Source organism: Rhodococcus sp. UYP9, from assembly GCF_040547235.1.
In the GTDB taxonomy this organism is placed as follows: Bacteria; Actinomycetota; Actinomycetes; order Mycobacteriales; family Mycobacteriaceae; genus Rhodococcoides.
The window spans coordinates 371,536-395,926 of sequence record NZ_JBEPPH010000003.1; the positions used below are offsets into that span (position 1 = coordinate 371,536).

A 24,391-nucleotide genomic window follows, 5' to 3' on the forward strand; every position below is an offset into this window, starting at 1 on the left:
AGCTGCGAGTACCCGATAGTTCGGGTACTCGCAGCTTTCGTCAGCTGCCGCCGTTGTTATACGCGTCGATAGCTTGCTGAAGTGCGTCGAATGCAGTTCCCAATCGTCCGAGATCACCGCTCTGTTGAGCGGTGCGCACATCGTTGAGCGCACTGTTCAATCGCTGCACAGCAGCTTGACTCGGCTGGCCCTGAGCCGGTGGCGCAGTGGCGGGTGGCGGAGTCGCCCCAGCCGCCGCACCTGGCTCGACGGTGGGCTGAGGATTCTCGGGATCACCACCGGGTGCGGTTGCCGCAGTTCCAGTACCCGACCCGAAGACCTGGTCGAGCGCCTCCGACAACGTCGCTGCGTATCCGACGCGCACACCACCTCCCGAACCCGGTTCGCGGTAGCTCACCAAAACCCTGGTCAGCTGTGGGAACGTCGATGTGGAAGCAGTATTTCGCTCCGTGTACAACGGTTCCACGTACAGAATTCCGCCGTCGGCTATCGGCAGTGTCAACAGGTTTCCGTATTGGATCTTGTTGGACTGCTGCAACAACGTTTTGTCCGATGCAACTCGTGCATCCGACGTCATCGAGTTCTGTGCCTGCTGTGGACCCTGTGTCTGAGTGTCGGTCGGCAATTGGAGAATCGTGAACTTGCCGTAGTTCTCGGGATCGGAACGCACCGATATGTACGCCGACAGCAACTGCCGGTCGAATCCGACCATGGCACTGGTCAATCTGAACGAGGGCTTGCCGGTCTCGGGATCGCCGATCAGTACATAGTACGGAGGCTGATTGAGATCGGTACCGCCGTCGACGGTCGGGTCACTCGGAACAGACCAGAACGCGTTGTTGGTGAAGAACTCGTTCGGATCGTCGACGTGGTACTTGGCGAGCATCTCGCGCTGAACCTTGAACAGGTCCTCCGGATACCGGAAGTGGGACCGAAGGTCGTCAGGGATGGAAGATTCCGGCTGGACCGAGTCGGGGAAAACACCCATCCACGCGTTGAGCACCGGATCCTTGTCGTCCACCTGGTACAAGGTGACCGAGCCGTCGTAGGCATCCACCGTCGCCTTGACGGAGTTCCGAATGTAGGAAACTTCTTTCTTGGGGAGCGGCCGACCTGTCGTCGGCTCCACACTGTCCGCAGTGAGACCGTCCAACGACGCACGCTGCGCGTAAGGGTAGTTCTCCAGCGTGGTGTAACCGTCGACTATCCAGACGATCTTTCCGTCCACAACAGCTGGGTAGGAGTCGCTGTCCGTGGTCAGCCAAGGAGCGGCCTTCTGAACACGCTCGCGGGGATCACGATTGAACAGAATCTTGGAATCGTCGCCGATAGCGCCCGAGAACAGGATGTTGCGCTCGGCGTACTTGGCTGCGAAGGCCAACCTGTTGAACCAGTTACCGATTGGGACGCCGCCCGCACCGGAATAGGTGTAGCGAGAAGTATCGGTGTCGTATTCGCGATCTCCGCTCGAACCGCCGGTACCGACGATGGCGTAATCGGGATCGGCTTGTGCAATGACCTCGCCGTAGTAGATGCGGGGCTGATCCACTGGAATGACCTGATCGGTGCCCTGCGAAGCAATGTCACTGACGGTGTAGATCGGGTAGCCGCTGTTGCTGTTGGACCCCTCTGCAGTCGGATCCTGCACCGCTTTGTTTACGCGGTTGGCCGGCGCCGCCACGAAACCGTTTCCGTGCGTGTAGACCGTGTGCCGGTTGATCCAGTCCGTCTGGTTACCTGTAAGACTCTCGGGCGACAGCTCACGTGCAGCGACGATGTAATCCTGCAGCTGGCCGTCGATCTCATACCGATCGACATCCAGCGATGTCGGAAACCCGAAGAAGTTCTTCAGCTGTTGCTGCTGAGTGAAGGTGCGCGACAAAACATTCGGATCGAGCAGACGCGTGTTCGCAATAGTGGTGATGTCCGCCGGGCTTTCCCGCGGAGACTGCGAACCTTCGCCCGAATAATCCTGATACTCGACGTTGTCGTCCCCGATGCCATAGGCATCTCGGGTAGCCGCGATGTTCCTCTCGATGTACGCCCGCTCCTTGACTGCAGCGTTGGGACGAACCGAGAACTGCTCCATCAGCAGCGGGAACACAGCGCCGACGAGGACCGACGACAGCACCAGCAATGCCGTTGCGAGCGCTGGAACACGCAAATCGCGGAGGAAGATCGCCGCGAAGAAAGCTGCGGCACAGATCAATGCAATGGCCAACAGAATCAGTTTGGCCGGAAGTACCGCATTGATGTCGGTGAATCCCGGTCCGGTGAACGTCGGTTCCTTCCGACTACTGAACAGCAGTGAGTATCGGTCCAACCAGTACGCAATTGCCTTGAACAGCACGAACGAACCGGCAAGGACCGCCAACTGAATACGTGCGGACCGAGTGAGCGCGCCCTCGCGGCCGGCTAGACGAATGCCACCGAAGATGTACTGCGTCACCAAGTTCGCAAAGAACGCGATGAGGGTGGAGACGAACAACCAGTTCAGAATGAATCTGTAGAACGGAAGGTCGAACGAGTAGAAGCCGACGTCGAGACCGAACTGCGGATCGGCAACTCCGAAATCGCCGCCGTGCATGAACAACTGGACCGTGACCCAGTTGGTCTGCGCGATGAGACCGGAGATGAGACCGAAGATCAGGGGAATTCCGACGCCGAACAGACGGAGCCTGCTCATGACTGTCGTGCGGTACCGAGCAATCGGATCGTTCGGCCCGGCAACGGGAACGAAGACGGGACGATTCCGGTAGGCAAACCACATCGACAGAAATACGAGGCCACCGACGAGCAAGCCGACAGCCAGGAAGATCACCAAGCGAGTCAGCACTGTCGTGGTGAAGACCTGGCGGAAGCCGACTTCGTCGAACCACAGCCAGTTCGTGTAGGTATCGATAAGGCGTGGGCCGATCAGCAGCAACGCTGCGAGGACCAAGGCCAGGACAAGTAGAATTCGGCTCCGCCGCGACAGCGACGGTAGTCCGGAGGGGGCCCTCATGCCCACGTGCCACACTCCAACTTCGGGCGGTACAAATCTGTACCGCAGATGGCTTCGGCGGCACACATCGTGCGCCGCCATGTCCGATTTGAGAACCACTGTACGGAAGACGTCACCGACTCGCCCACACCCGTCGACTCTTTCGTAGCCCTGCGAGGTGCATTTTCTGCTCGGTGGGAGGATGAATACGTGAGCGATTTCAGTGACGACCTGTACGGCGACGGCATAGACCACGAAAACGACCCCGAAGAGCTCGGTGCCGCCCTGGCGCGATGCGCGCACGAAGTGGCAGATTTCGTCGACGCCGAAGGGTGGGGACAGCCACCGCAACTGTTCGCATTGGTCCCGACCTCGGTATTGGCTGCCGCGGAGCCTGGACTACTGGAGGAACTGGCCGACGGTTCGAAGCTCACTCCTATTCAGCAGCACTCGCTTCCCGACGACATCAAGGGCGGTTCGCCGGCACTGGACGAGTTTCTCGCCACAACCAGCTGGCCGGAGGGAGTCGTCGGATGCGCACTCGTCCAAGAGATCGTCGTGCTACCACCGGCAGCCGAATCAGCGCTCGACGAAGCACTCGTGCCGTTGCTCGCGAACAGTGACGCAGCAGACGAGGCAGCGCGGATCGCCGCTCGGACCCACCCCGATCGCAAGGACGGCCGACTCATCGCCGCGGTGATCAAGGACGGCCCCACGTTGACGCTGCTACAGATGCAGCCGGACGACGACGCCGATCCCTTCGCTCCGATCGAACTGCTCCTCTACGACAACCTCGCACCCAATGTCGTGCACGCGTTGTACTCGACATTCGACAACGTCGACGAGGACTGACGGGGTCGACGAGGACTGACGGGGTCGACGAGGACTGAACGGGTGGACTAGGCCTCACTCAGCAGGCAGGTGCGTCTCCCCCGTCGCCGATCGCCTGCAGTGACTCGATAGCGCCGTCGAGCGAGTCGACCCTGACCAGCCGGAGGCCATCGGGAACGTTCTGTTTCGCCTCGTCGCAGTTGCTCGACGGAACGAGGAATGTCGTCGCACCAGCTTCCCTCGCGGCGATCAGCTTGTACGGGATGCCGCCGATCGGTCCCACCGTCCCGGCTGCGTCGATCGTGCCGGTGCCTGCCACGAAGTCACCGTTGCTCAATTCGCCGGGGCTGAGCTTGTCGACCACCGCGAGACTGAACATCAGGCCGGCAGAGGGTCCGCCGACATCCGCCAGGTTGAACTTCACGGTGAACGGGACATCGGGTTTCTCGGCCGGTGTGACACCGAGATACCCCTTTTCCGGGTCGTCCGGTCGGGCCCCGAGCGTCACGGTTTCGGTTCGTTCGCCGTTTTCGTTCGACACCACGATCTCGACGACGGCACCGGGTGCTCGAGCACTGACGGCGTCACGAACCCCCGCAACGGTGTCGGCGGGAACGCCGTCGATCGAGATCAGGCCTTCACCTTCGGTCAGCTTCCCCGCTGCCGGCCCGTCGGCGGCGACCGATCCGACCGTGAGCACCACAGGCAAGCCCAGGTGGTGCAACGCGGCAAGTTCTGCGCTGGCCTCCGACTGCTCGAAATCCGCCTCGTTACTCTGCTGGACTTCTTCCTTCGTTTTGTCCGGTGGATACACCTCTTCGCGCGGCACCAGTCCCTGCCGTCCGCTCACCCAGTAGCCGAACGCCTCGAAGATGTTCAATTGATCACGCACCGCGACGGTGGTCATGTTCAGATGGCCGGTGGTGGGGTCTACGCCCACGCCGTCGATCTCGACTACGGGCACCCCGTCTGCATCACCGAGGGTGTTGTAGGTGGGCCCCGGACCGAGCGCAGCGAACGGAACGGTGACGACCGTCCCCGCGACACCGAGTACGACAACGGGCACAAGGGCGGCGACCAGAGTAGCGATCCTACGATTCACCCGACAAACAGTAGAACCGATCGAATGACGGCAGGTGCGAGACCCCTCCTTTCCGTATTCTCGGCGGGCGGGTGCGCGTGTTCGCCGACAGCGTGATCGCCCTTGATACCCTCGAGCGCTGCAGCCTTGTACCGTTGACCCATGAGCAATTTTGGTTTCGAGAGCTCCGACGAAGATCCGGACAAGAAGAAGGATCAGGGCGGAAACAGCACGCCCGGCGGCTTCGGATTCGGCAGTGAGGGTTTCGACCCCGCGGCCCTGGGCCAGATGCTTACCCAGTTCGGGCAGATGCTGAGCGGAATGGGCGCCCAAGGACAGGGAGGCGCGAATGCGGGGCCGGTGAACTACGACCTGGCTTTGCAGCTCGCTCGTCAGCAGATCGGCACGATCACTCCGGTGGCCGCGGGAAAGTCCGGGGCTGTCGCGGACGCCGCACACCTCGCCGAACTCTGGCTCGACGGCGCTACGACGCTGCCTGCCGGGGCGAGCAAGACCCTTGCGTGGACTCCTGGCGACTGGCTCGACAACACCATCGAAACCTGGAAGCGGTTGTGCGATCCAGTCGCAGAGCAGATCTCCGGAATGTGGACTTCCGGTCTTCCGAGTGAAGCTCAGCAGGCGGCCGGGCCGATGATGGGCATGCTGACTCAGATGGGTGGGATGGCGTTCGGGTCTCAGCTGGGTCAGGCTCTCGGCCAGCTCTCCAAAGAAGTACTGACCTCTACCGATATCGGCCTTCCGCTCGGACCGAGCGGGGTCGGAGCGTTACTGCCAGAGGCCATCGCAGCGTTCTCCGAAGGTCTGGAACAACCCGAACGCGAAGTTCTCGTGTTCTTGGCTGCCCGCGAAGCTGCACATCACCGGTTGTACAGCCATGTTCCGTGGTTGCGGCAGCGCGTGCTCGCCACGGTGGAAGAGTATGCCCGGGGCATTCGGATGGACTTCTCGGCAATCGAGGAGGCGGCGGCAGGCCTCGACCCCGCATCCCTCACCGATCCGTCGAAGATCGAAGAAATTCTGCAGCAAGGCGCGTTCGAGCCGCAGACGACGCCTGAGCAGAAGCACGCGCTCGAACGCCTCGAGACCATGCTGGCGCTCGTCGAGGGCTGGGTCGAGACCGTCGTAGGTGAAGCTCTCGGCGAGAGGCTTCCGGGCGCAGGTGCGCTCGGCGAGACCATTCGACGCCGTCGCGCATCGGGTGGACCGGCGGAACAAACCTTCGCAACGTTGGTCGGTCTCGAGTTGCGCCCCCGCAAGGTTCGCGAGGCGAGCGAGCTGTGGCGTCGACTCACCACCGCGGCAGGCATCGATGGACGCGATGGTGTGTGGTCTCACCCCGATCTGCTGCCCGTATCGGCAGATCTCGACGATCCCGCCGGATTCATCGACGGCGTCGTGGGCGGCGGATCGAGCACTTTCGACGACCCGATCGCGCAACTCGAAGCTACCGAGGCTCAGGAACGATCCGAACGGGAAAAGAAGGACGGCGACAAGTCCTCCTAGTAATACACGCTGGGGAAGAACGCTGCCGGAAACTGGGTGGATCGAAATTCTTCGATCCACCCAGTTTTTTGCTCTATTCGCTGTTCAGCCGCGTTGGCGGCCTGTGGATAACCGACGGTTCGCGACGCGGTGGGACCGTGCCGGAGTGTCATCGTTCGATTCATGAGCACATCAGCGATCCGTCGACCGAAGCTTCGTGTATCGGCGTTCGTACAACGGGACGGGACCGTTCGTGTCGGTTGGGATCCCGACCGGTCGTACATCCTCACTCCCCCATCAGGGGTCGAACCGAAGGTGCTGCTCGATATCCTCGGCCAGCTCGACGGCGCCCATTCTCGTGCTCACGTGGTGTGGTTCGGGTGCACAGTGGGGTTGACGGGCAACTCGATGTCCACTCTCCTCGCCGAACTCGACGAGGCCGGACTGCTGAGCGAGGGAGTCCTTCCGTCGACGGACGGAACTGCAAGCAGTGTGATGACCGTCCACATACTCGGACGAGGACCGCTGTCGGACGCCTTGGCCGCGGGGCTGACCCCTTCCTCGATCCTCGTCGTAGAGCGTTCGAGTGTCGCGCCTGCACAACTACTTCAAGTGGACGACGCCGGGTGGCCCTGTGACATTGTCGTTCTCGCCGACGATATGGCGCCCGATCCGCGCGTGATCACTTCGCTCGTGCGTTCACGCACCCCCCATCTTCAGGTCCGAATCCGCGACGGCAAGGGGATTGTGGGTCCGTTCGTCGACCCCGGTAATACCAGTTGCCTTCGGTGCGCGGAGTTGATTCGCTGCAGCTTGGATCCACAGTGGCCGCACGTGTCGGCGCAACTCCTCGGCCGTGTCGGTGAAGCCACCAAGCCCACCGTCCTGGCAACCGCTGCCGTCGCGCTCGCCCAGATCGAAGCATTCGTCGCCGGACATGACGCGGCGCTTGGGGACATGTCGCTGGAGCTCGATCTCGTGGCGCACACCATGGACTCGCGCCACTGGGTTCGGCACCCAGGATGCGACTGCGCCCTCGTATAGCAGTCACATGTGTGCTCTCACCTGCTAGGTGGGCAAGAAGTTCTTCGTTCAGCCATGATGGGTATGTGTCAGACATTCCTCGCCGCGGCTCAGCCCGAACTGCCAAGCTCGCACGAATTCCGATCGGTATCGCCGGGCGGGCCGCGGTGGGCTTCGGGAAGAAGCTTGCCGGCGGCAATCGCCAAGAAATCGACAGCGCACTAGCCGCCAAAGCAGCCGAGCAACTCTTCTCGGTGCTCGGCGAACTCAAGGGTGGCGCAATGAAGTTCGGGCAGGCACTCAGCGTGATGGAGGCCGCCGTCCCAGAGGAGTTCGCTGAGCCTTATCGCGAGGCGCTCACCAAGCTCCAGGCGGATGCACCGCCCCTACCAGCGGACAAAGTGCATCGGATGCTCGACCGGCAGCTCGGCACCACGTGGCGATCCCGATTTATTTCTTTCGACGACACTCCGGTGGCGTCGGCGAGCATCGGACAGGTTCACCGCGCGGTCTGGGCGGACGGTCGAGACGTCGCGGTCAAGGTTCAGTACCCAGGCGCAGACGACGCTTTGCGTGCGGACCTGAAGACGTTGTCGCGTTTTGCCAACACCTTCAGCGCCATCTTCACCGGCGCAGACGTCAAGCCCGTTCTCGAAGAATTGATAGCTCGGACCGAGGACGAACTCGATTACCGTATCGAGGCAACCAACCAGCGGGCTTTCGCGCAAGAATTCGACGGTGACCCACAATTCGCGGTACCCCGTGTCGTCGCCAGCGCGCCGAAGGTCCTGGTCAGCGAGTGGATGAGCGGTACACCGCTGGCCACCATCATCGCGGGCGGAACAGCACAGCAACGCAACGACGCGGGAGCTCTGCTGGCGTTGTTCGCTTTTGCGGCTCCGGCACGGGCAGGTCTACTACACGCCGATCCGCACCCTGGAAACTTCATGCTGCTGCCCGACGGCCGACTCGGCGTCATCGACTTCGGTGCGACCGCACCGATGCCGAACGGCTTGCCGCCGGTGCTGGGCAGGATGGTTCGGTTGGCGCGCGAGGAACGATTCGACGAGTTGGTCGAACTGTGTACCGACAATGGATTCGTCATTCCGGGGCGCACTGTGACCGCGACGGAAATATCGGACTATCTACGGCCGTTCACAGATCCGATTCGCACGGATACATTCCACTTCACGCGCGCATGGCTTCAGAAGGCAGCGGGTTCCGCAGCTGAATTCGACAGCGCGCAGCTCAAAACAGTTCGCGCACTGAATATGCCTGCCGAATACATCATGATCTTCCGAGTTCTCGGTGGCCTGGTCGGTATCTGTGCACAATTGGACGCATACGCGCCCTACATGTCGATCTTGACCGAATGGATGCCCGGCTTCACCGACGACGACGCTCAGTCGAGCGAAGGCTGATCGAACCGACGCACACGCCGGGCATCCTATACCGATCTCACGCAACCTCCCGTTGGTTGCTCCTGTCTTTCCGGGGCCGACCACGCGGACGTTTACGGGCAATGACGACACCCTGATCTAGTATCTCGCCGCCCCACACACCCCATGGTTCGGCGCGATCGAGTGCGGCACTCAAACACATGCGGCGGATGGGGCACTCGAGGCACAACTCCTTGGCTCGCTCCAGTTCATGTGGACTGTCCGCGAACCACAAGTCGGGATCGTCTGCCCGGCAGGGTACTTCGACTCCGAAGAGAATTCCATTATCAGTCGATATCGTTACATGCTGCGGTGACGCAGCGATACGTGCTGCGCTCGAATGTGACTCGGTCGAACTCTCGACCTCGTATCGGCATGTCGTCCGGGTTATGACGGTAGACACGTCAGTCTCCTCTACTTGTCGTACGGCGTATGTGCGGTTCTGCGACTTCTGTGCGAACCCTGGGCCGAACGTTCGAGTCAGGAGGGGGTCTTCTCGAACAAAAATGGCCACGGTCCGCGTGAGCGGGTCCGTGGCCTTCGGAGGCGATTCTCGAAGCGTTCCTATCGAGACTTTCCTCGATATCGACCTTCGATCACGGACGTACTGTGTGCTCGGCGATGAAAGGCTGCTGCCGCTGCGGGACGTACTGCTGCGCCTGCTACCTGGACTGGCCAGTGCGCAGTCATCGTGTCAATCCCTGCTGGGGTGGCACCGGCACCAATGGTTGCTCCGGCTGTGGCGAGGTAGGCAGAAACACGAGCCAGAGGCACGGACCGAACAGCGCGCGTCTCATCAGCAACGACAATGTGATTCTTCATTGTTTCTCCCACCTCCTCTTCGACCAATGGATAATTCGTTCACCAAGTGAATATTTACCGCTCGCGGTCTACCACGGGCGGTGGAAACAGACTAAACCCCACGCTTCGAACGGCACAAGCTATTTTCTACCTGCAGTTTTGCGGTAGCGACACCATTTACTTGGCCGAGGAGCGAACCACCGTCAGCACATCCTCACCGAACCGCTCGAGCTTCTTGGCACCGATGCCGGGGATGGCGACGAGACCGCGATCGTCCTGTGGAAGCTGTTCTGCGATCGCCGTCAAAGTCGTGTCGCTGAACACAACGTATGCGGGCACCTTCAACTCGCGGGACTTGTCCAGCCGCCACGACTTCAACGCGTCGAGAAGCTCGACATCGACATCCGACGGATGGCTTTCACATCTACCCAACATCGTTGCGGCGGAACCGATCAACGGCTTCCCACACAGGCGGCACTTGGGGCCGGACTTCTTCGTGGCAGGTGCTGCAATCCGAGACGCAGGTGAGTCCTCCGGAATCAATCCGTTGAGAAAGCGAGATCGCCGACGCGACTTCCGCCCGCCCTCGTTGCGGGCCAACGCCCACGACAGGTGAAGATGCTCCCTCGCGCGCGTGACACCGACGTAGAGGAGCCGCCGCTCTTCTTCGATGGCAGCATCATTGCTCGAACTCGGATCATTGCCCAGCGCGTGCGAGATGGGAAGCGTTCCGTCGGCAAGTCCGACGAGGAACACTGCATCCCATTCCAGACCTTTCGCTGCGTGCAGGGAGGCAAGGGTGACGCCTTGTACAACCGGTGGATGCCGCGCCTCGGCACGCGCTGCGAGTTCACCCAAGAGACGATCGAGGTCCAACTCGGGATCCTGCGCCAGCAGTTCCTCGGTCACCTGAACCAGACCGCCTAGCGACGCCCATTTCTCACGAGCCTGAGCACCTGCTGGTTCGGTTGCGGTCAGACCGAGCGGTGCGAGAACAGCGCGCACGAGTGCGGGCACACCCTTACCCGACTTGGACTCCATCGGGAGATCGTCTCGACCCGACGCCGTGCGCAAAGCAGAAATACCCTGGCGAACTTCCGGTCTGTTGAAGAATCCTTCGCCGCCTCGAACCTGATACGGGATCTTCATTTCCGTCAACGCCTGCTCGTGAACCTCCGACTGAGCGTTGATCCGATACAGCACCGCAATTTCCGAAGGTGCCACACCCGAAGAAATCAATCTCTTCACAGCGCGGGCGACTCCGTCGGCCTCGGCCGGCTCGTCGTCGTATTCGAAGAACTCTGGTTCCGGCCCTGACGGCCGCTGCCCGATCAACTGCAACCGGGTACCGGCGATGCGTCCTCGCGCTGCGCCGATGACTCGGTTGGCCAACGACACGACCTCGGGTGTCGAACGGTAGTCGCGCTCGAGTCGGACAACTGTGGCGTCGGGGAAGCGTCGGGAGAAGTCGAGGAGGTATCGCGGGGTTGCACCGGTGAAGGAATAAATAGTCTGATTCGCATCTCCGACGACGGTGAGATCATCGCGTTCTCCGAGCCAAGCATCGAGGACTCGCTGCTGAAGCGGCGTCACGTCCTGGTACTCGTCCACCACGAAGCATCGGTATCGCTCGCGAAATTCGTCAGCGACCGCGGAGTGCTCCTCGAGAGCAGCCGCAGTGTGCAACAGCAGGTCGTCGAAATCGAGCAACATGCCGTCGCCGCCATGAGTCTTGAGGTCCTCGTAGCCTGCGTAGACCGATGCGACCTTCGACGCATCCATGGGAACTTCTCGATGCAGGCGTGCCGCTACCGCGGGATAGTCCTCGGGCGCAACGAGCGAACCTTTGGCCCATTCGATTTCGCCCGCCAGGTCCCTGATCGAATCGGTGGACGTCGACACACCCGCACGATGGGCGGACTGACTCACCAGTGCGAACTTGCGATCGAGCAGTTGCCAGCCGGTGTCACCGACAACCTGCGGCCAGAAGTATTTGAGCTGCCTGAGCGCAGCAGCGTGAAAGGTTCGCGCTTGCACCGGCGGGCCTTCACCACCGACACCCAACTCGCGGAGGCGGCCACGCATCTCCCCTGCCGCGCGTGCGGTGAAGGTCACCGCAAGCACCTGGCCCGCCGAGACGTGCCCGGCCGAGACCAGGTGCGCAATCCGCCTGGTGATGGTCCGAGTCTTACCTGTTCCTGCACCTGCCAGAACACACACGGGACCACGTGGCGCCGACACGGCAGCAGACTGTTCGGGATCCAACCCGGCGATCATCGAGTCCACTGGCATGCCGACCATCATGTCAGGAGGCACCGACGGTTCTTGGAGCGCGGTTACGGACGCCGGCTGCCCGAGTGTTGCGATGGAACAATCACACACCGGACGGTGTTGAATATCCTCGTGACTACCCCCGAAACCCAGGCCGCTCTCACCGTCTACTCCACTACGTGGTGTGGCTACTGCCGCAGACTGAAGACCCAACTGGACGAAGCCGGTATCGAGTACAAAGAGATCGACATCGAGAAAGATCCGGCGTCGGCAGAGTTCGTGGGCAGTGTCAACGGAGGCAACCACATCGTCCCCACCGTGCTGTTCGCCGACGGCACCACTGCAACCAATCCCTCACTCGCGGCTGTGAAAAGCGCTTTGTCGATGTAAGGCGCCCGGGTCGAGACCGCTAATCGGCGGCGGCCCAGGCCTCGAGCATTCCGCGTGCGATGGAAATGGATCCGGGGAGTAGCAACCGTGAATCGGAATCGGCTGCCCAGTCCCCCAACTTCAGCGCCGCTCGCACTTCCTCACGGTCGAACCAATGAGCCTCCACAATTTCGCCGTCCAGAAATTGCAGGGGCACTTCCGGGTCGCCAACTGCCGAGAAGCCGATCATCACCGACCGGGGAAAAGGCCACGGCTGACTTCCCAGGTAGGTGATGTCGGACACGGTGATGCCGACCTCTTCGGAGATCTCACGGACGACACATGTTTCCAGGGACTCCCCCGCCTCGACGAATCCCGCCAGAATGGAGAACCTTCGCTCGGGCCACGTCGGTGCACGAGCGAGGAGGACCCGGTCGGCGCCGTCGTGAACCAGACAGATGACCGCGGGGTCCGTGCGAGGAAACTCCTCGTGACCGTCGGACGTGCTCGTCCTCGACCATCCTGCGGCCGACGGTGTGGTCGCCGCCCCGTCGATGGCGCTGAAACTCGCTCTGGCGTGCCAGTTGAGGATTGCGAGCGCGGTGGTGAGAATCGACAACTCGGTCTCGTCGAGACGCTCTCCAATTGTTCGTAGATCCCCCAACTCACCGGTCAGGGCGCCTACGCGCTGAGCCCAAAGATGGTGGCCGTCTCGAATTCCGAGAAAGACCGCATCCAAGGCAGGCTCGGCCGCAACCTCGGAGGTAGGTGTGTAGACGAGGCGCGATGCATCGATCCGGAACCGACCTCGGTGATCGATCTGCACTACTTTCGCGGTCGGCCAGCCCGCCCGCAGAGTTTCGGTATCTTTTCTCGACTCCTCGGCGCGATCGAGCGGCGACCGTGACAGAAGCGGGGGTTGAGCAAGTTCGAATCGTGGCACAACGACGACACTATCGTGGAGGCATCGGACCCTGCCGTAGGACTGGAGCGACTACGCCGAGCGACTACGCAGGTTCGCGTGCTCGACATCTCGCCGTCAGTCGCCGACGCGACGAATGTAGAGCAACCGGTCGGTCGCCTCGACTGCATCGACCTCGGGCGATCCGACACGGAAGAGCTTGCCGCTGCGGACAACCCCCAGAACGATGTCGGTCAGGTGGCGAGGAGAACCCCCGACCTCGTCGCGTTCGACTTCACGTTCGGCGATGGCGAAGCCCGCCTCGGGAGTCAGAAGATCCTCGATCATTTCCACGACGTTCGGCGTCGTCGTTGCGATTCCCAGCAGTCTGCCCGCAGTCTCGGAAGACACGACCACCGAGTCGGCACCTGATTGCCGCAGCAGGTGGGTGTTCTCTGCTTCCCTGATCGCCGCGACGATCTTCGCTTTGGGCGCGATCTCGCGCGCAGTCAGCGTCACCAGGACCGCGGTATCGTCCCGGTTGGTGGCGACGATGATCGCAGCCGCGTGCTGAGCACCGGTCAACCGCAGAACATCGGACTTGGTGGCCGAACCGTGCACGGTCACCAGCCCCATGCTCGACGCCGATTCCAGCACGGCTGGATCGGTATCGACCACCACGATCTCCGACGCAGGGACACCGTCACCCAGCATGGCGTCCACAGCAGTGCGGCCCTTGGTTCCGAAGCCGATGACCACGGTGTGATTGCGCACTTTGTGCCTCCAACGCTGGATTTTGAATGCCTGCCGGGAGCGCTCGGTGAGTACCGCGAGCGTCGTACCGACCAACAAGATGAGGAAGAAGATTCGTAGCGGCGTGAGGACGAGAATATTTACCAGTCGCGCCGACGGCGTGATCGGTGTGATGTCACCGTAGCCGGTCGTGGAGAGCGAGACGGTTGCGTAGTAGAGGGAGTCGAGGAACGAGAGTTCGTCGCCCTGCGCGTCTATGTATCCGTCACGATCGACCCATACGACCAACGCCGCGAAAAGCAACACTGCCAGTGCGACCAGAATGCGTCGGTAGATTGCGCGCCACGGACTGCTCTGTAGTTCGGGCACGCGAAGTACACCCACGAGTGCAAAGTCGGGTCTGTCGGTCAGCGTGTCCCCGGCGCTCAGACGCGCTCGTAGCCTACCTGCCACGTCGGCTACCTACGTCGATGTCATCCACGGCTGGCAGCGTAACCCTGTTCGAGTGCTTCGTAGTACCGCTGCGGAGAGTTTCCCTCGTACCAGTGTGGGACGGTATATGCATGAGCGAGCACAAAAGCCAGGCTGCAGCAGTCCGCCTCGCAGCGATATTGGGCGGCGCAGGTGTTCTCCACTTCGTTACGCCCCAGTACTTCGACATTCAGGTTCCTGCTGCATTACCGGGCAAAGCACGGACCTACACCCAGGTATCGGGGGTGGCCGAACTCGCCGTCGCCGCGACGCTCGCGGTGCCGCGGACCAGACGCCTCGGCGGTGCACTGGCCGCCGCGCTCTTCGTAGCCGTATTCCCCGCGAACATCGACCTTGCACGACGGTATGTCCAGAATCCGAAGACCTCCCCCGTGGTCAAGGCTGCGTTGATAGCCCGGCTCCCCCTTCAAATACCGTTGGTGACCCAAGCACTGGAGGCGCGCCGTAACGCATCCTAGATCGCGTCGAAAGCCTATGCCTCACTGCCCAATTCCACGTGCGCGGTTCCGTCTATGAGCGCGGCGAGCGTCTTGACATCCGGCAGGTCACTCGGGGCGACAGTACGGCCGCTGCGCACGTAGTGGAACGCCGCACGAACCTTGTCGAGCGGGACAGGGTCCGATTCGGGGCGCGCAGCGGACATCAATTCGGCCCAGGCAATTCGATAGGCCGCCAGCTGCATGACCACCGACTCCTCTTCGGTGGCTGTCGGTTCCTTTCCGGTCTTCCAATCGATGACCGTCCAGCCTCCGTCCGAATCGGCGAACACCGCATCGATGCGACCGCGCAGAACTGTGCCCGCGACAGATGTTTCGAAGGGAACCTCGACTTCGATCGGGCTCCGGAGCGCCCAATCGGACGCGAGAAACGCGTGCTGCAGAGTCTCCAGATCGATGTCGGCCGCCGCGCCGTTGTCCGCAGAGCCTGGAAGTTCGTCCAGGTCGAGCAATCGAGTTGCCCCGAAACGCCGTTCGATCCACGCGTGAAAGGCTGTCCCGCGCCGCGCGAGTGGGTTCGGCGGGAACGGTAGCGGTCGTCGGAGCCGTTCGGCCAACGCATCGGGATCTGCGGCGAGGTCGACCAATTGGCTCACCGAAAGATTCTCGGGCAACGCAACGGTCACTGCCGGGTGAAAGCGCTCCTCGCGTTCGGCCAGGAGGGCATCCACATCGGCAGCCCAATCCTCAGGATCTGTGAGGCTATCTGACTCCGCCTCATGCTGCGACGTTGATGCCGAAAGCGCCGCGATCACCGATCGCGCACCGTTCTCCACGGCAGGGCGACGTGCACCGAGTGGGTCGCGTGGCCAGATCGCTGAATGCGGTTCTGCGCTCAGCGGATTGGTGGTACCGCTTTCGGGTGCTGGAGCCCATCCGTCGATCACCGCAACCGGCTCGGATCCTGTGACGGCGGACTCGTCGACGAACTTCTTCAGCTCGTCCAGGAACGGGGACGGACCACGAGGCTTGGAACTGCTCTCGTCCCACTGGTGGCCGGAAACGAACAGCGCGCGCTCCGTTCGGGTAAGCGCAACGTAGAACAATCGTCGATCCTCGGCGAGACGGCGACGTGCCAGCGCGTCCTTGTGCCGACCGACAGCTTCCTGGAGATCCTTCCTGGTGTAAAGCTCACTCAGATCCAACACGGGCACACCGTCGGAACCCTCCGCATCGAGCGCTCTGTCTCCCCGGAGGGCAGGCGGCAGCTCGGCCATTGCGCCGAGCCAGGTCGACGACGCAGTCGACGACGGGAACACCCCTTTCGAGACATGAGGGACAGCAACGACTTCCCATTCCAACCCCTTCGCCGAGTGCACCGTGAGCACCTGCACGCGATGTGGAGACACCTCGACCTCGCCGGGAGCCAAACCGTTCTCGACTGTTTCCGCGGCCGAGAGGAACGAAAGAAACCCTGTAATCGTCGCCTTGGGGTTGTCTGCGTAATCAGCAACGACACCGGCGAACTCGTCGAGATGTTCCCGGCCGACGTCTCCACCGGTTGCGAACGGTGTGCGCGCCTGAGCCTCGGTCCCGATTCCCATCAGCCGTTCGATGTCTGCGACGAGCTCGGTCAACGGCTGACCGATACGGTCACGCAACGTGTGCAGCTCTGCTGCGAGTGCAGTGATACGTCGTCGGCCGACCTCCGAATAGTGCTCTGCCGGGCCTGGATCGGCGATTGCGTCCGCCAGACCCGCATCTTCGGAGTGCTCGCCGGGCAACGAGCTCCCGAGCGCAGCATCCAGTTCGGCGGCATCCTCGACGCGTCCTACTGCCCCATAGCCGGACCTGATGCCCAGTTCTCTGGCCCGGCGAGAAAGCGCACGAAGGTCCGCGGCACCGATTTGCCAGCGGGACCCGGTGAGAATTCGCATTGCTGCGCTCCCTGCCAACGGATCGGCCACGACCCTGAGCATCGCGATCACGTCGGCGACTTCGGGGATGTGGAGCAAGCCGCCGAGCCCCACGACCTCCACCGGGAGGCCTCGTTCACGCAGAACCTCGGCAATCGGTTCGGCGTCCGCGTTGCGCCGCACCAGTACCGCCGCTGTGGGGGGCGTGCGTCCGTTCTCTGCAGCGGCCCGATACTCCGCTGCTATCCGATCGCCCACCCACTCACGTTCACTGAGCACTGTGTCGGTGACCGTCAATCGAACATCACCAGGTGTGGCCCCCGGTCGGGCGCGAAGTGTCGCCACACTGACTCCTGTTTGCCGGAGCGGCGCCGTGACGAGGTTGGCCAGCTCGAGCGCCTCCGGTGGGTTGCGCCAACTGGTCGAGAGCTCGAGCCGCGGGGCAGGTGCACCTCCCACCAACGGAAAATCCGTCGCGAAACGCGGAAGGTTGGCCGCCGAAGCACCACGCCAACCGTAGATCGACTGCATCGGATCCCCCACTGCTGTCAAGGCAAGGGTGGAATCGGAACCTCCTCCGAACAGTGAAGACAGCAAGACTCTTTGAGCGTGCCCGGTGTCCTGGTATTCGTCGAGCAGCACCAAGCGGAATCGTTCCCGTTCGGATCGGCCTACCTCGGGATGCTCAGCAGCCACTCGTGCAGCCATGGACATCTGACTCCCGAAGTCGAGTGCCCCCTCACGTCGAAGTGTCTCGGCGAGACGGCTCACTAGGGGCAACAACGCAACTCGCTTATGTTGCGCATCGAGAATGTCGAGAAGTTCTTTAGTGGGTCCGCCGCGCTGACCAGCACCTGGCGCGAGAGTGTGCACGAGCTTGTCCAGATCGGTGTGCGCCTGTCGCAAATCATCGGGATCGACAAGGTGCTCGGCGAGTTGCCCCGACAGCGCCAACACGGTCTCGGTGATCGACGTCGGGTTGCGGTCGGTATCGAGGTCGCCGTCCCAGGTGCTGACGACGCGGTGGGCGAGTTGCCACAGTTCGGTTTCCGAGAGCAACGTGGCAGAAGGCTCGATCGGCAACAGGAGTCCGTGTTCGGTCAACAATCGTCCGGCGTACGAGTGATAGGTGCTGACCTCCGGTTCTCCGCTCACGATACGGTCGCGCAGCTGCAGACTGGGGTCGAGTGCACGCACGACATCCGATCCGGCCAGCCGCGCCAGGCGGGCTCGGATTCTCGACGTCAGTTGCTGGGCAGCCTTTCTGGTGAAGGTGAGCCCGAGGACGCTGTCCGGGTCCACGAAGCCGTTGGCCACCATCCACACCACTCGGGCCGCCATCGTTTCGGTCTTACCGGCGCCGGCTCCCGCGACCACGAGTGTCGGTCCGAACGCAGATGCGATGACAGCGGCTTGTTCAGGTGTCGGTGGATGCTTCTGACCGAGAGCGCTCGCCAGTTCGATCGGATCGATCCGAGCCGAACCGACGTCGATCGGAGCCCGATTCTTGGAACGAGCCATCATCGGTCGGTCACCTGTCTGCCGGTCTCGTGCGCTGGGCAACTCGATTTCACGGGGCAGTGTCGACACCCGTCGTTGACGAACGCGACGAACGTCGGCCCCTGTGTCGCGGACGCGGCCTCGTGCACGGCATTTCGCCATTCCTCGAGGACCTCCGGTGTCGGTGCCGGCTGGATTCGCTGCGTCGCCCCATCCTTGTTGTGGGATTTGGCCACGAACACCAATCGCGCTCCCCCGGGTTCTCCCGCAGGCTCACCTTCGATGGCACCCGCCGCGGCGGCGACCTGATACGTCGCGAGCTGACTATGTCTGCGGGCGTCTTCTTTCGACATCACGGTTTTGGCAGTCTTGACGTCGATGATCACGGGCCGTCCGTCGGCATCACGCTCGAGTCTGTCGATCCGTCCGCGAAGAGCAACCGACGGCTCTCCCTCGGACCGTGACTCCAGGATTCCCTCGACCTGGACTTCGACGCCTATTTCGGTGAGTTCGCCGCGAGTACCGCGAAGCCATGCCTCGAAGGTATTCAACATGGCTTCGGTTCTTTGGAGCTCATGGCGCGAATACCATTGTGAGCCCAAGTCCACGCCATCCCAGGCAGTTTCGAGTGCCTGCCGAACCTGTTCCGGTGGCATCTTGCCTGCCACAGCCTGCACGAGGGTATGCACCAGGGTGCCGGTGACGGCGTGCGAATTGGCACCGTCGTTTCCGCCGTGTCGATCGAGCATCCAACGCAGAGGGCACGTGGTGAGCTGCTCGACCGTGGAGGGTGAGAGCGGTACCGGCCCGTCTTCGATGGTCCACAGCGGAGAGTCGGTACTGACCCCGCCGATACCGAACCACTCTTTCGGGTCCGCCCCTTTGACACCCGCCCGTGCCAGCCGAGCAAGTTGCTGCGCAGCCCGCTCGTGTTTGGCTGGATCCTGTTCTGCGACAATCGGATCGCATACCGCGCTGCGTAATTCGGCGACGAGCATCGGCAGTGCCAGGATGCGACCGGACACGTATGCCGGCGGGGTGTGGGGCGCATCGAGGTCCGGCTCTCCCCGCCCCTGGAGCTCGTCGATGAACCGGGACCTCACCAGATCGGTGTCTCCGGTACTCGAATCCACGGCGGTCACCAGTAGCACCGACCGCGCGCGGGAGCAGGCGACGAGAAACAGCTTGCGTTCCGCTGCCAGCAGGGGTGCGGTCTTCGACAGCTTGTCATCGATGAGCTCGCCGGCATCGGCGATTCCGGCAGCGAGGTCGACCAGGGCCTCGGTACCGAGAAGACTTCCCCGCGAGCGCAGACCCGGCCACAAGCCTTCCTGAACGCCCGCGACAGCGACCAGTTCCCACTCCCGACCAGCTGCCGAGTGCGCACTCAGCACCGTGACGGCATCGGGTTGCACGGTCGAACGGATGGAGTTGGACGTCGAAATCTGCTGTCCGGAGATGTAATCGACGAACCCTGCGAGTCCCGCCTGGGGTAACCGGTCGACATACGAGGCGGCTGATTCGAACAACGCGACGACGGCATCGAGATCCCGATCGGCCTGCGCACCAGTGGATCCACCCCGCGTCGAACTGGCGGCCCAGCGCCTCTCCAACCCCGATGCCTGCCACGCTGCCCACAGCACGTCCTCGACTCCGCGACCTCGGCGCGCGGACGCTTTACGGACGACACCGAGTACCTTGCGCACCGGCGCGGATTCGACATCGGACAACGCTGCGACAAAGCGGGCACTGGGACGGGCCGACGCGTCGCGGTCGTCGGAGTCAGTCGGTTGTGCAGACTCAGGGGGTTGTGCAGCCTCGACGATCACGGAGCGCAGCAGTTCGGCGGAGTCGCGTTCGCCTCCAGAGGAAAGCTCGATACGGCGTATTCCGCGGCGCAACCGGCGCAGGCTCACCGGATCCGCACCGCCGATCGGGCCGGACAACAATGCCAAAGCGTCTTCGCCGTCGAAGGATTCGTCGACGATCGCACGCAGCACGAGCAGCAGACCGACCGCCCCGTGTTGCCGATGGACGGGAATTTCGGAGGCAGGGGTGACGATCGGTACACCCGCGGACTGCAACGCCCGTCGCAGTGGCGCAATCGTCCTGGGCACGGATCGCACTACGACGGCCATGTCCGACCAGGGCATTCCGTTGTCGAGATGCGCTCTTCGCATGGCGTCGGCGATCAGTGCCGCTTCCTTGGCCACTGACGGCAGGGTCTGCACGAGGGTGCGAGTTGCACCGTATCGTGGCTCTCCCACCGCTTCGGCACCTCGGTGTCTCCCTGTTCCGGAGAGCCTGCCCGCGATCGGTCCGGTGATCTCGCCAATCTCGCTGCTGCTGCGGAAGTTTCGATCGAGGACGATCCGTCGCTCCGAACCAGGCTCGGCGAGATCGGCGACGAACGACGGATCGGCACCGCGGAATGTGAACACGGACTGGTCCGGATCTCCGGCGATGACAGTGCTCTCGGTGTTGATGCCGATGAGCCGAACCAGCTGCGCCGCCTGGGGGTCCAGATGTTGGGCATCGTCCACCACGAGATGTCTGATCCGAGCGCGCTCCGACGCCAGTAACTCGGGGTCGGTGGCGAACGCCATGAGTGCGCTGCCGATGAGCTCGGCAGCATCGAGGCCAGGTGCCGTCGCTCCCGCTGCTTCTACCCCGACAGCACCGCGCAGCAACATCGACTGCTCGTACCTGGCTGCGAACTTTCCGACTGCGACCCACTCGGGGCGGGTGTGCCGACGCCCGAGCTTGACGAGATCTTCCGGGCCGAGGCCACGCTCGGCCGAGCGGAGCATCAGGTCACGAACCGCGGTGACGAATCCCGACATGCCGAGAGCAGGACGCACGCGCTCGGGCCAATCAGCGGCCCCGTCTTCGATGTCTCCCCGCAACATCTCTCGAACCACTGCGTCCTGCTCGGCGCCGGTGAGCAAGCGTGGTGGCGGATTGCCGTAGATGGCTGCCTGCAGGCGGAGAACGGCGAAGGCATACGAGTGAACGGTCCGAACCAGTGGCTCACGAGTTGCACGTGGTGCCCGCTCCCCGGCGAACAGTCCAGCAGTTATTTCTTCCCGGACCGTGGTGGCAGCGCGCTTCGATTGTGTCAAGACCAGTACCGACTCTGGGTCGCCTCGCTCGATCCGTGACACCGCGTAGTCGGCGACCAGCGCGGTCTTTCCCGTACCCGGGCCACCGAGGACTTGCCACGGGTTCCATCCGGGCGATCCGGTCGAAGCGGCTTGGGCCGCATTCTCATCGCTGACAAGAAGACGGACAGCGGGCCCGGTCCAGATCCGGCGAGGGGACTTCACCTTGGGCGCCCGAACGAGTGTGGTGGTACCGCCGCCGCTGATGGTCGGTACTCCGCTCGGATTCGCCGTAGTCATGGATTCGATTCGATCATGCGCCACCGACAGACCCTCACCGGCCGCGTGTTCGATGCTCGGTTTCTCGTCCACGTGATGTGGGTCGGGCCGCGATGCGGCATAGTGTCAGCAGTGCCAGAATTGAACTTTCACCAGTACGGCCCGGACACCGGACCCGAGGTCCTCGCAATCCATGGGATGACCGGCCACGGTGCTCGCTGGGGTGACCTTGCCGACAACTATCTTCCGCAGGTCCGGATGCTCGCGCCAGACCTGATCGGCCACGGCCGTTCGCCTTGGACGCCGCCGTGGGATATCGGTGCGCAGGTCGATGGGCTCAAGACGCTTCTCGACAACCATGCCCACGGTCCTGTTCTCGTCATCGGCCATTCGTACGGGTGTGCGTTGGCGGTCCACCTTGCCGTGAAGCACCCCGAGCTCGTCCGCGGGCTCGTTCTGCTCGATCCCGCGATCGAACTCGACCCCGTCGACCTGCTCGACGTGGCAGAGCTGACTGCGGTGCATTCCGACTACACGGACGCCGAGGAAGCAAAAGCCGAGAAGATCAACGGTGCATGGGCCGATGTACCGCAGGCGCTACTCGATCTCGAGGTCGAACAGCACCTCGAGACGATGGACAACGGCCGAGTCAAGTGGCGGATATCCACCGCAGCAATAGTCGCGTCCTGGGGCGAACTGGCCAGGCCGCTAGTGGTACCGCCGACGGATACACCGACCGTCGTCGTGCAGGCAAAGCGGGTGCAGCCGCCGTACGTCAGCAAGGAACTGAAGGCCGCATTCCGCGCGCAACTGGGCGAGAATCTCACTCTTGTCCAGTTGGATTGCAATCACATGGTGGCCCAGGCGAAACCCAAAGAGGTTGCCAAGTTGGTCCTCGAATTGCTGTAGATGGCTGCGATCACGGAGGAACACGTCGAGCGGGTACGCGAGATCGTTGCCTCGGTTCCGCCGGGAAGGGTTGTGACCTACGGCAATATCGCAGCGGCCGCAGGATTGTCGAGTCCTCGAACCGTCGGGTGGATCATGCGCACCGACTCGGCGGACCTGCCTTGGCACCGCGTCGTGCCCGCCGACGGAAGACCGGCCGCGCATCTGGCGACACGGCAACTCGCCGAACTACAGGGTGAGGGAGTCGAGATTCGCGACGGCCGTGTCGACCTGCGAACTGCCCGCTTCGATCTGGGGTAGAACAACTTCAGACGATGTGCTCGACGGCAGGCGCGTCGGCCCGCAGGCCGACATCTCCTGTTACCACCTTGGCCAGTACGTCCACCGCCGCAACGATTTCCGAAGCGGATCGGGTGAAGGGAATGCGCAGCCTGTCGTCGAAGGCATAGCCGGTTCCAAATCGGGTTCCCGAGACAAGAAGCAGATCGCGGGTGGCCGCACGACGAACCAGATCCTGCGAGGACAACCCCTGCGGCAGTCCGCACCACAGCGACAATCCCCCATCGGGAACGCGAAATGTCCAGTCGGGCAACTGGGTAGCCACCCGGGAGACGAGCAGATCTCTGCGCTCGCGTAACCCCGCAACACGCTCGGCCACAATATCGTCGAACACCGCGAACAATCGGACAGCGGTGGCTTGCTCGACCATGGAGACCGACAACTGGCGGCGGTTGTACACCCGAGCCATGCGGGAGATCAGCTGCTGATCCGATCTGACCCATCCGACCCGGAGCCCACCCCACACCGTCTTGCTCAACGAGCCTATCGAAATGGTTGCCGTACCTGGAACGGGAACTCCGAAGGGCTCTAGTGGATCCGAATGATCCAGTGTCAGATCGGCGGCGACTTCGTCCACGATGGTCAACACGCCGTGCCGAGCCAACGTCGCCGCCAGTCTGCGCCTGCCATCGGCTGTCATCCGGTTGCCCGACGGGTTGGAGAAGTCCGGCATGAAGTAGGCAAGTGTCGGGGCGTTCTGCCGCGCGGCACGGTCCACGTCGTCGACCAACGCGTCGGGGTTCCCCGCGTCGACCGCCACCGGGACGGGAAGAGCGCCGAAGCTCTCCAATAGTTCCGGTGCCCCCGGATATGTCGGGTGCTCTATCAAGACGCGGTTGCCGGGACTGACGAACGTATCCAGTACGAGATGCATTGCGTCGCCCGCACCCGAGACGACCAACACCTGATCCGGCGTGGTGGGCAGGCCACGACGGGAGTATCTGTCCGCGATCGCTCTGCGTAGATCGGAGGTGCCCGGTGGGGCGTAGCCGTGCCCTGCCATGGCCTTCGCCAGTGACGACACCGCATCGACGAGAGCGTCCGCAAGGAACGGCGAGGCCTCCGGCGCCGCATTGACGAAATCGAGGACGCTCGAACCCTCCGAGCCCATCATCGATACCCAGGAACTCCCGTCACTGGGGACCGCGACGAAGGTGCCTGCCCCGCGTATCGCTGCCGCCCAACCTTGCTCGCGTAATTCCCGGTACGCGGAGGTGACCGTCACACGGCTGACGCCGAGTTGGGCCGACATCACCCGCTCGGGCGGCAGTCTCTTGCCCGCCGGGACCGTGCCGTCGGCGATGATTCTCCGCAGCTGATCGGCCAACGAACGGTAGAGCGGCATCCCCTCGATCTTGACCGATCCCATCAGTCCCGCCAGCGTGCGCGCATCAACCTCGGATTGGGTATCGGCGGAATTGGAGGACGAGCCGACTCGGGATGACATCAGTCCAGTTTCACAC

Annotated in this window: 17 protein-coding genes; 8 read left to right on the top strand and 9 right to left on the bottom strand. The window is 62.8% G+C overall.

Translation table 11 applies throughout. From position 1 onward, the window contains the following. Positions 1–40: 40 nt before the first annotated feature. Entirely contained in the window at positions 41–3,010 is a 2,970-nt protein-coding gene (locus ABIB36_RS11475) for a UPF0182 family protein (RefSeq protein ID WP_179142290.1), read from the bottom strand. A 219-nt stretch (positions 3,011–3,229) separates the two neighbouring features. On the opposite strand from ABIB36_RS11475, the gene ABIB36_RS11480 reads away from it, so the two are divergent. Further along, the gene (locus ABIB36_RS11480; protein ID WP_179142297.1) at positions 3,230–3,835 is read left to right on the top strand and encodes a PPA1309 family protein; all 606 of its coding nucleotides are present in this window, start codon (positions 3,230–3,232) and stop codon (positions 3,833–3,835) included. Positions 3,836–3,893: 58 nt separating this feature from the next. Here the strand turns inward: ABIB36_RS11480 and ABIB36_RS11485 are convergent, their stop codons facing one another. After that, positions 3,894–4,916: a YlbL family protein gene (locus ABIB36_RS11485; protein ID WP_354559409.1), complete on the bottom strand. Its 1,023-nt coding sequence runs from the start codon at positions 4,914–4,916 to the stop codon at positions 3,894–3,896. Positions 4,917–5,057: 141 nt separating this feature from the next. Between ABIB36_RS11485 and ABIB36_RS11490 the strand changes: the two genes are divergently transcribed. The 3 genes from ABIB36_RS11490 to ABIB36_RS11500 all read left to right on the top strand — a co-directional run bounded on the left by ABIB36_RS11490 (position 5,058) and on the right by ABIB36_RS11500 (position 8,842). Next, a complete protein-coding gene (locus ABIB36_RS11490) occupies positions 5,058–6,419 on the top strand; it encodes a zinc-dependent metalloprotease (RefSeq protein WP_354559408.1) in 1,362 nt (453 codons plus the stop codon). Positions 6,420–6,581: 162 nt separating this feature from the next. Further along, a complete protein-coding gene (locus ABIB36_RS11495) occupies positions 6,582–7,442 on the top strand; it encodes a TOMM precursor leader peptide-binding protein (protein WP_354559407.1) in 861 nt (286 codons plus the stop codon). A 65-nt stretch (positions 7,443–7,507) separates the two neighbouring features. Further along, a complete protein-coding gene (locus ABIB36_RS11500; protein WP_084346898.1) occupies positions 7,508–8,842 on the top strand; it encodes an ABC1 kinase family protein in 1,335 nt (444 codons plus the stop codon). A gap of 37 nt (positions 8,843–8,879) precedes the next feature. Here ABIB36_RS11500 and ABIB36_RS11505 read toward each other — a convergent pair whose 3' ends face one another. Beyond that, positions 8,880–9,158, bottom strand: coding sequence for a WhiB family transcriptional regulator (locus tag ABIB36_RS11505; protein ID WP_179142296.1), 279 nt, complete (start codon positions 9,156–9,158; stop codon positions 8,880–8,882). 680 nt (positions 9,159–9,838) lie between these two features. Further along, positions 9,839–11,962 (bottom strand): ATP-dependent DNA helicase UvrD2, encoded by a 2,124-nt coding sequence (locus tag ABIB36_RS11510; protein WP_084346955.1) that lies wholly within the window; start codon positions 11,960–11,962, stop codon positions 9,839–9,841. Positions 11,963–12,064: 102 nt separating this feature from the next. Between ABIB36_RS11510 and ABIB36_RS11515 the strand changes: the two genes are divergently transcribed. Next, positions 12,065–12,322 carry a mycoredoxin gene (locus ABIB36_RS11515; RefSeq protein WP_084346956.1) on the top strand — a complete coding sequence of 86 codons (258 nt, stop codon included), beginning with the start codon at positions 12,065–12,067 and terminating at the stop codon, positions 12,320–12,322. Between the two features lie 19 nt (positions 12,323–12,341). Here ABIB36_RS11515 and nudC read toward each other — a convergent pair whose 3' ends face one another. Together nudC and ABIB36_RS11525 are read right to left on the bottom strand one after the other, a co-directional pair. Then, the gene (gene nudC, locus ABIB36_RS11520; RefSeq protein ID WP_084346896.1) at positions 12,342–13,244 is read right to left on the bottom strand and encodes an NAD(+) diphosphatase; all 903 of its coding nucleotides are present in this window, start codon (positions 13,242–13,244) and stop codon (positions 12,342–12,344) included. Positions 13,245–13,340: 96 nt separating this feature from the next. Continuing rightward, a complete protein-coding gene (locus ABIB36_RS11525) occupies positions 13,341–14,408 on the bottom strand; it encodes a potassium channel family protein (RefSeq protein WP_084346895.1) in 1,068 nt (355 codons plus the stop codon). Between the two features lie 110 nt (positions 14,409–14,518). On the opposite strand from ABIB36_RS11525, the gene ABIB36_RS11530 reads away from it, so the two are divergent. After that, entirely contained in the window at positions 14,519–14,905 is a 387-nt protein-coding gene (locus tag ABIB36_RS11530) for a DoxX family protein (RefSeq protein ID WP_354559406.1), read from the top strand. 14 nt (positions 14,906–14,919) lie between these two features. Here the strand turns inward: ABIB36_RS11530 and ABIB36_RS11535 are convergent, their stop codons facing one another. After that, positions 14,920–18,324, bottom strand: a complete 3,405-nt coding sequence (locus ABIB36_RS11535) for an ATP-dependent helicase (protein WP_354559405.1) — start codon at positions 18,322–18,324, stop codon at positions 14,920–14,922. Further along, a complete protein-coding gene (locus ABIB36_RS11540; protein ID WP_354559698.1) occupies positions 18,321–21,701 on the bottom strand; it encodes an ATP-dependent helicase in 3,381 nt (1,126 codons plus the stop codon). Before ABIB36_RS11540 ends, ABIB36_RS11535 begins: the two co-directional genes overlap by 4 nt. Before the next feature lie 111 nt (positions 21,702–21,812). Between ABIB36_RS11540 and ABIB36_RS11545 the strand changes: the two genes are divergently transcribed. Together ABIB36_RS11545 and ABIB36_RS11550 are read left to right on the top strand one after the other, a co-directional pair. Then, complete coding sequence (locus ABIB36_RS11545; protein WP_354559404.1) at positions 21,813–22,589, top strand: alpha/beta fold hydrolase; 777 nt, start codon at positions 21,813–21,815, stop codon at positions 22,587–22,589. Then, positions 22,590–22,889 (top strand): MGMT family protein, encoded by a 300-nt coding sequence (locus ABIB36_RS11550; RefSeq protein WP_354559403.1) that lies wholly within the window; start codon positions 22,590–22,592, stop codon positions 22,887–22,889. A 7-nt stretch (positions 22,890–22,896) separates the two neighbouring features. On the opposite strand, the gene yczR is transcribed toward ABIB36_RS11550, so the two are convergent. Next, positions 22,897–24,375, bottom strand: coding sequence for a MocR-like transcription factor YczR (gene yczR, locus ABIB36_RS11555; protein WP_354559402.1), 1,479 nt, complete (start codon positions 24,373–24,375; stop codon positions 22,897–22,899). Positions 24,376–24,391 lie beyond the last annotated feature (16 nt).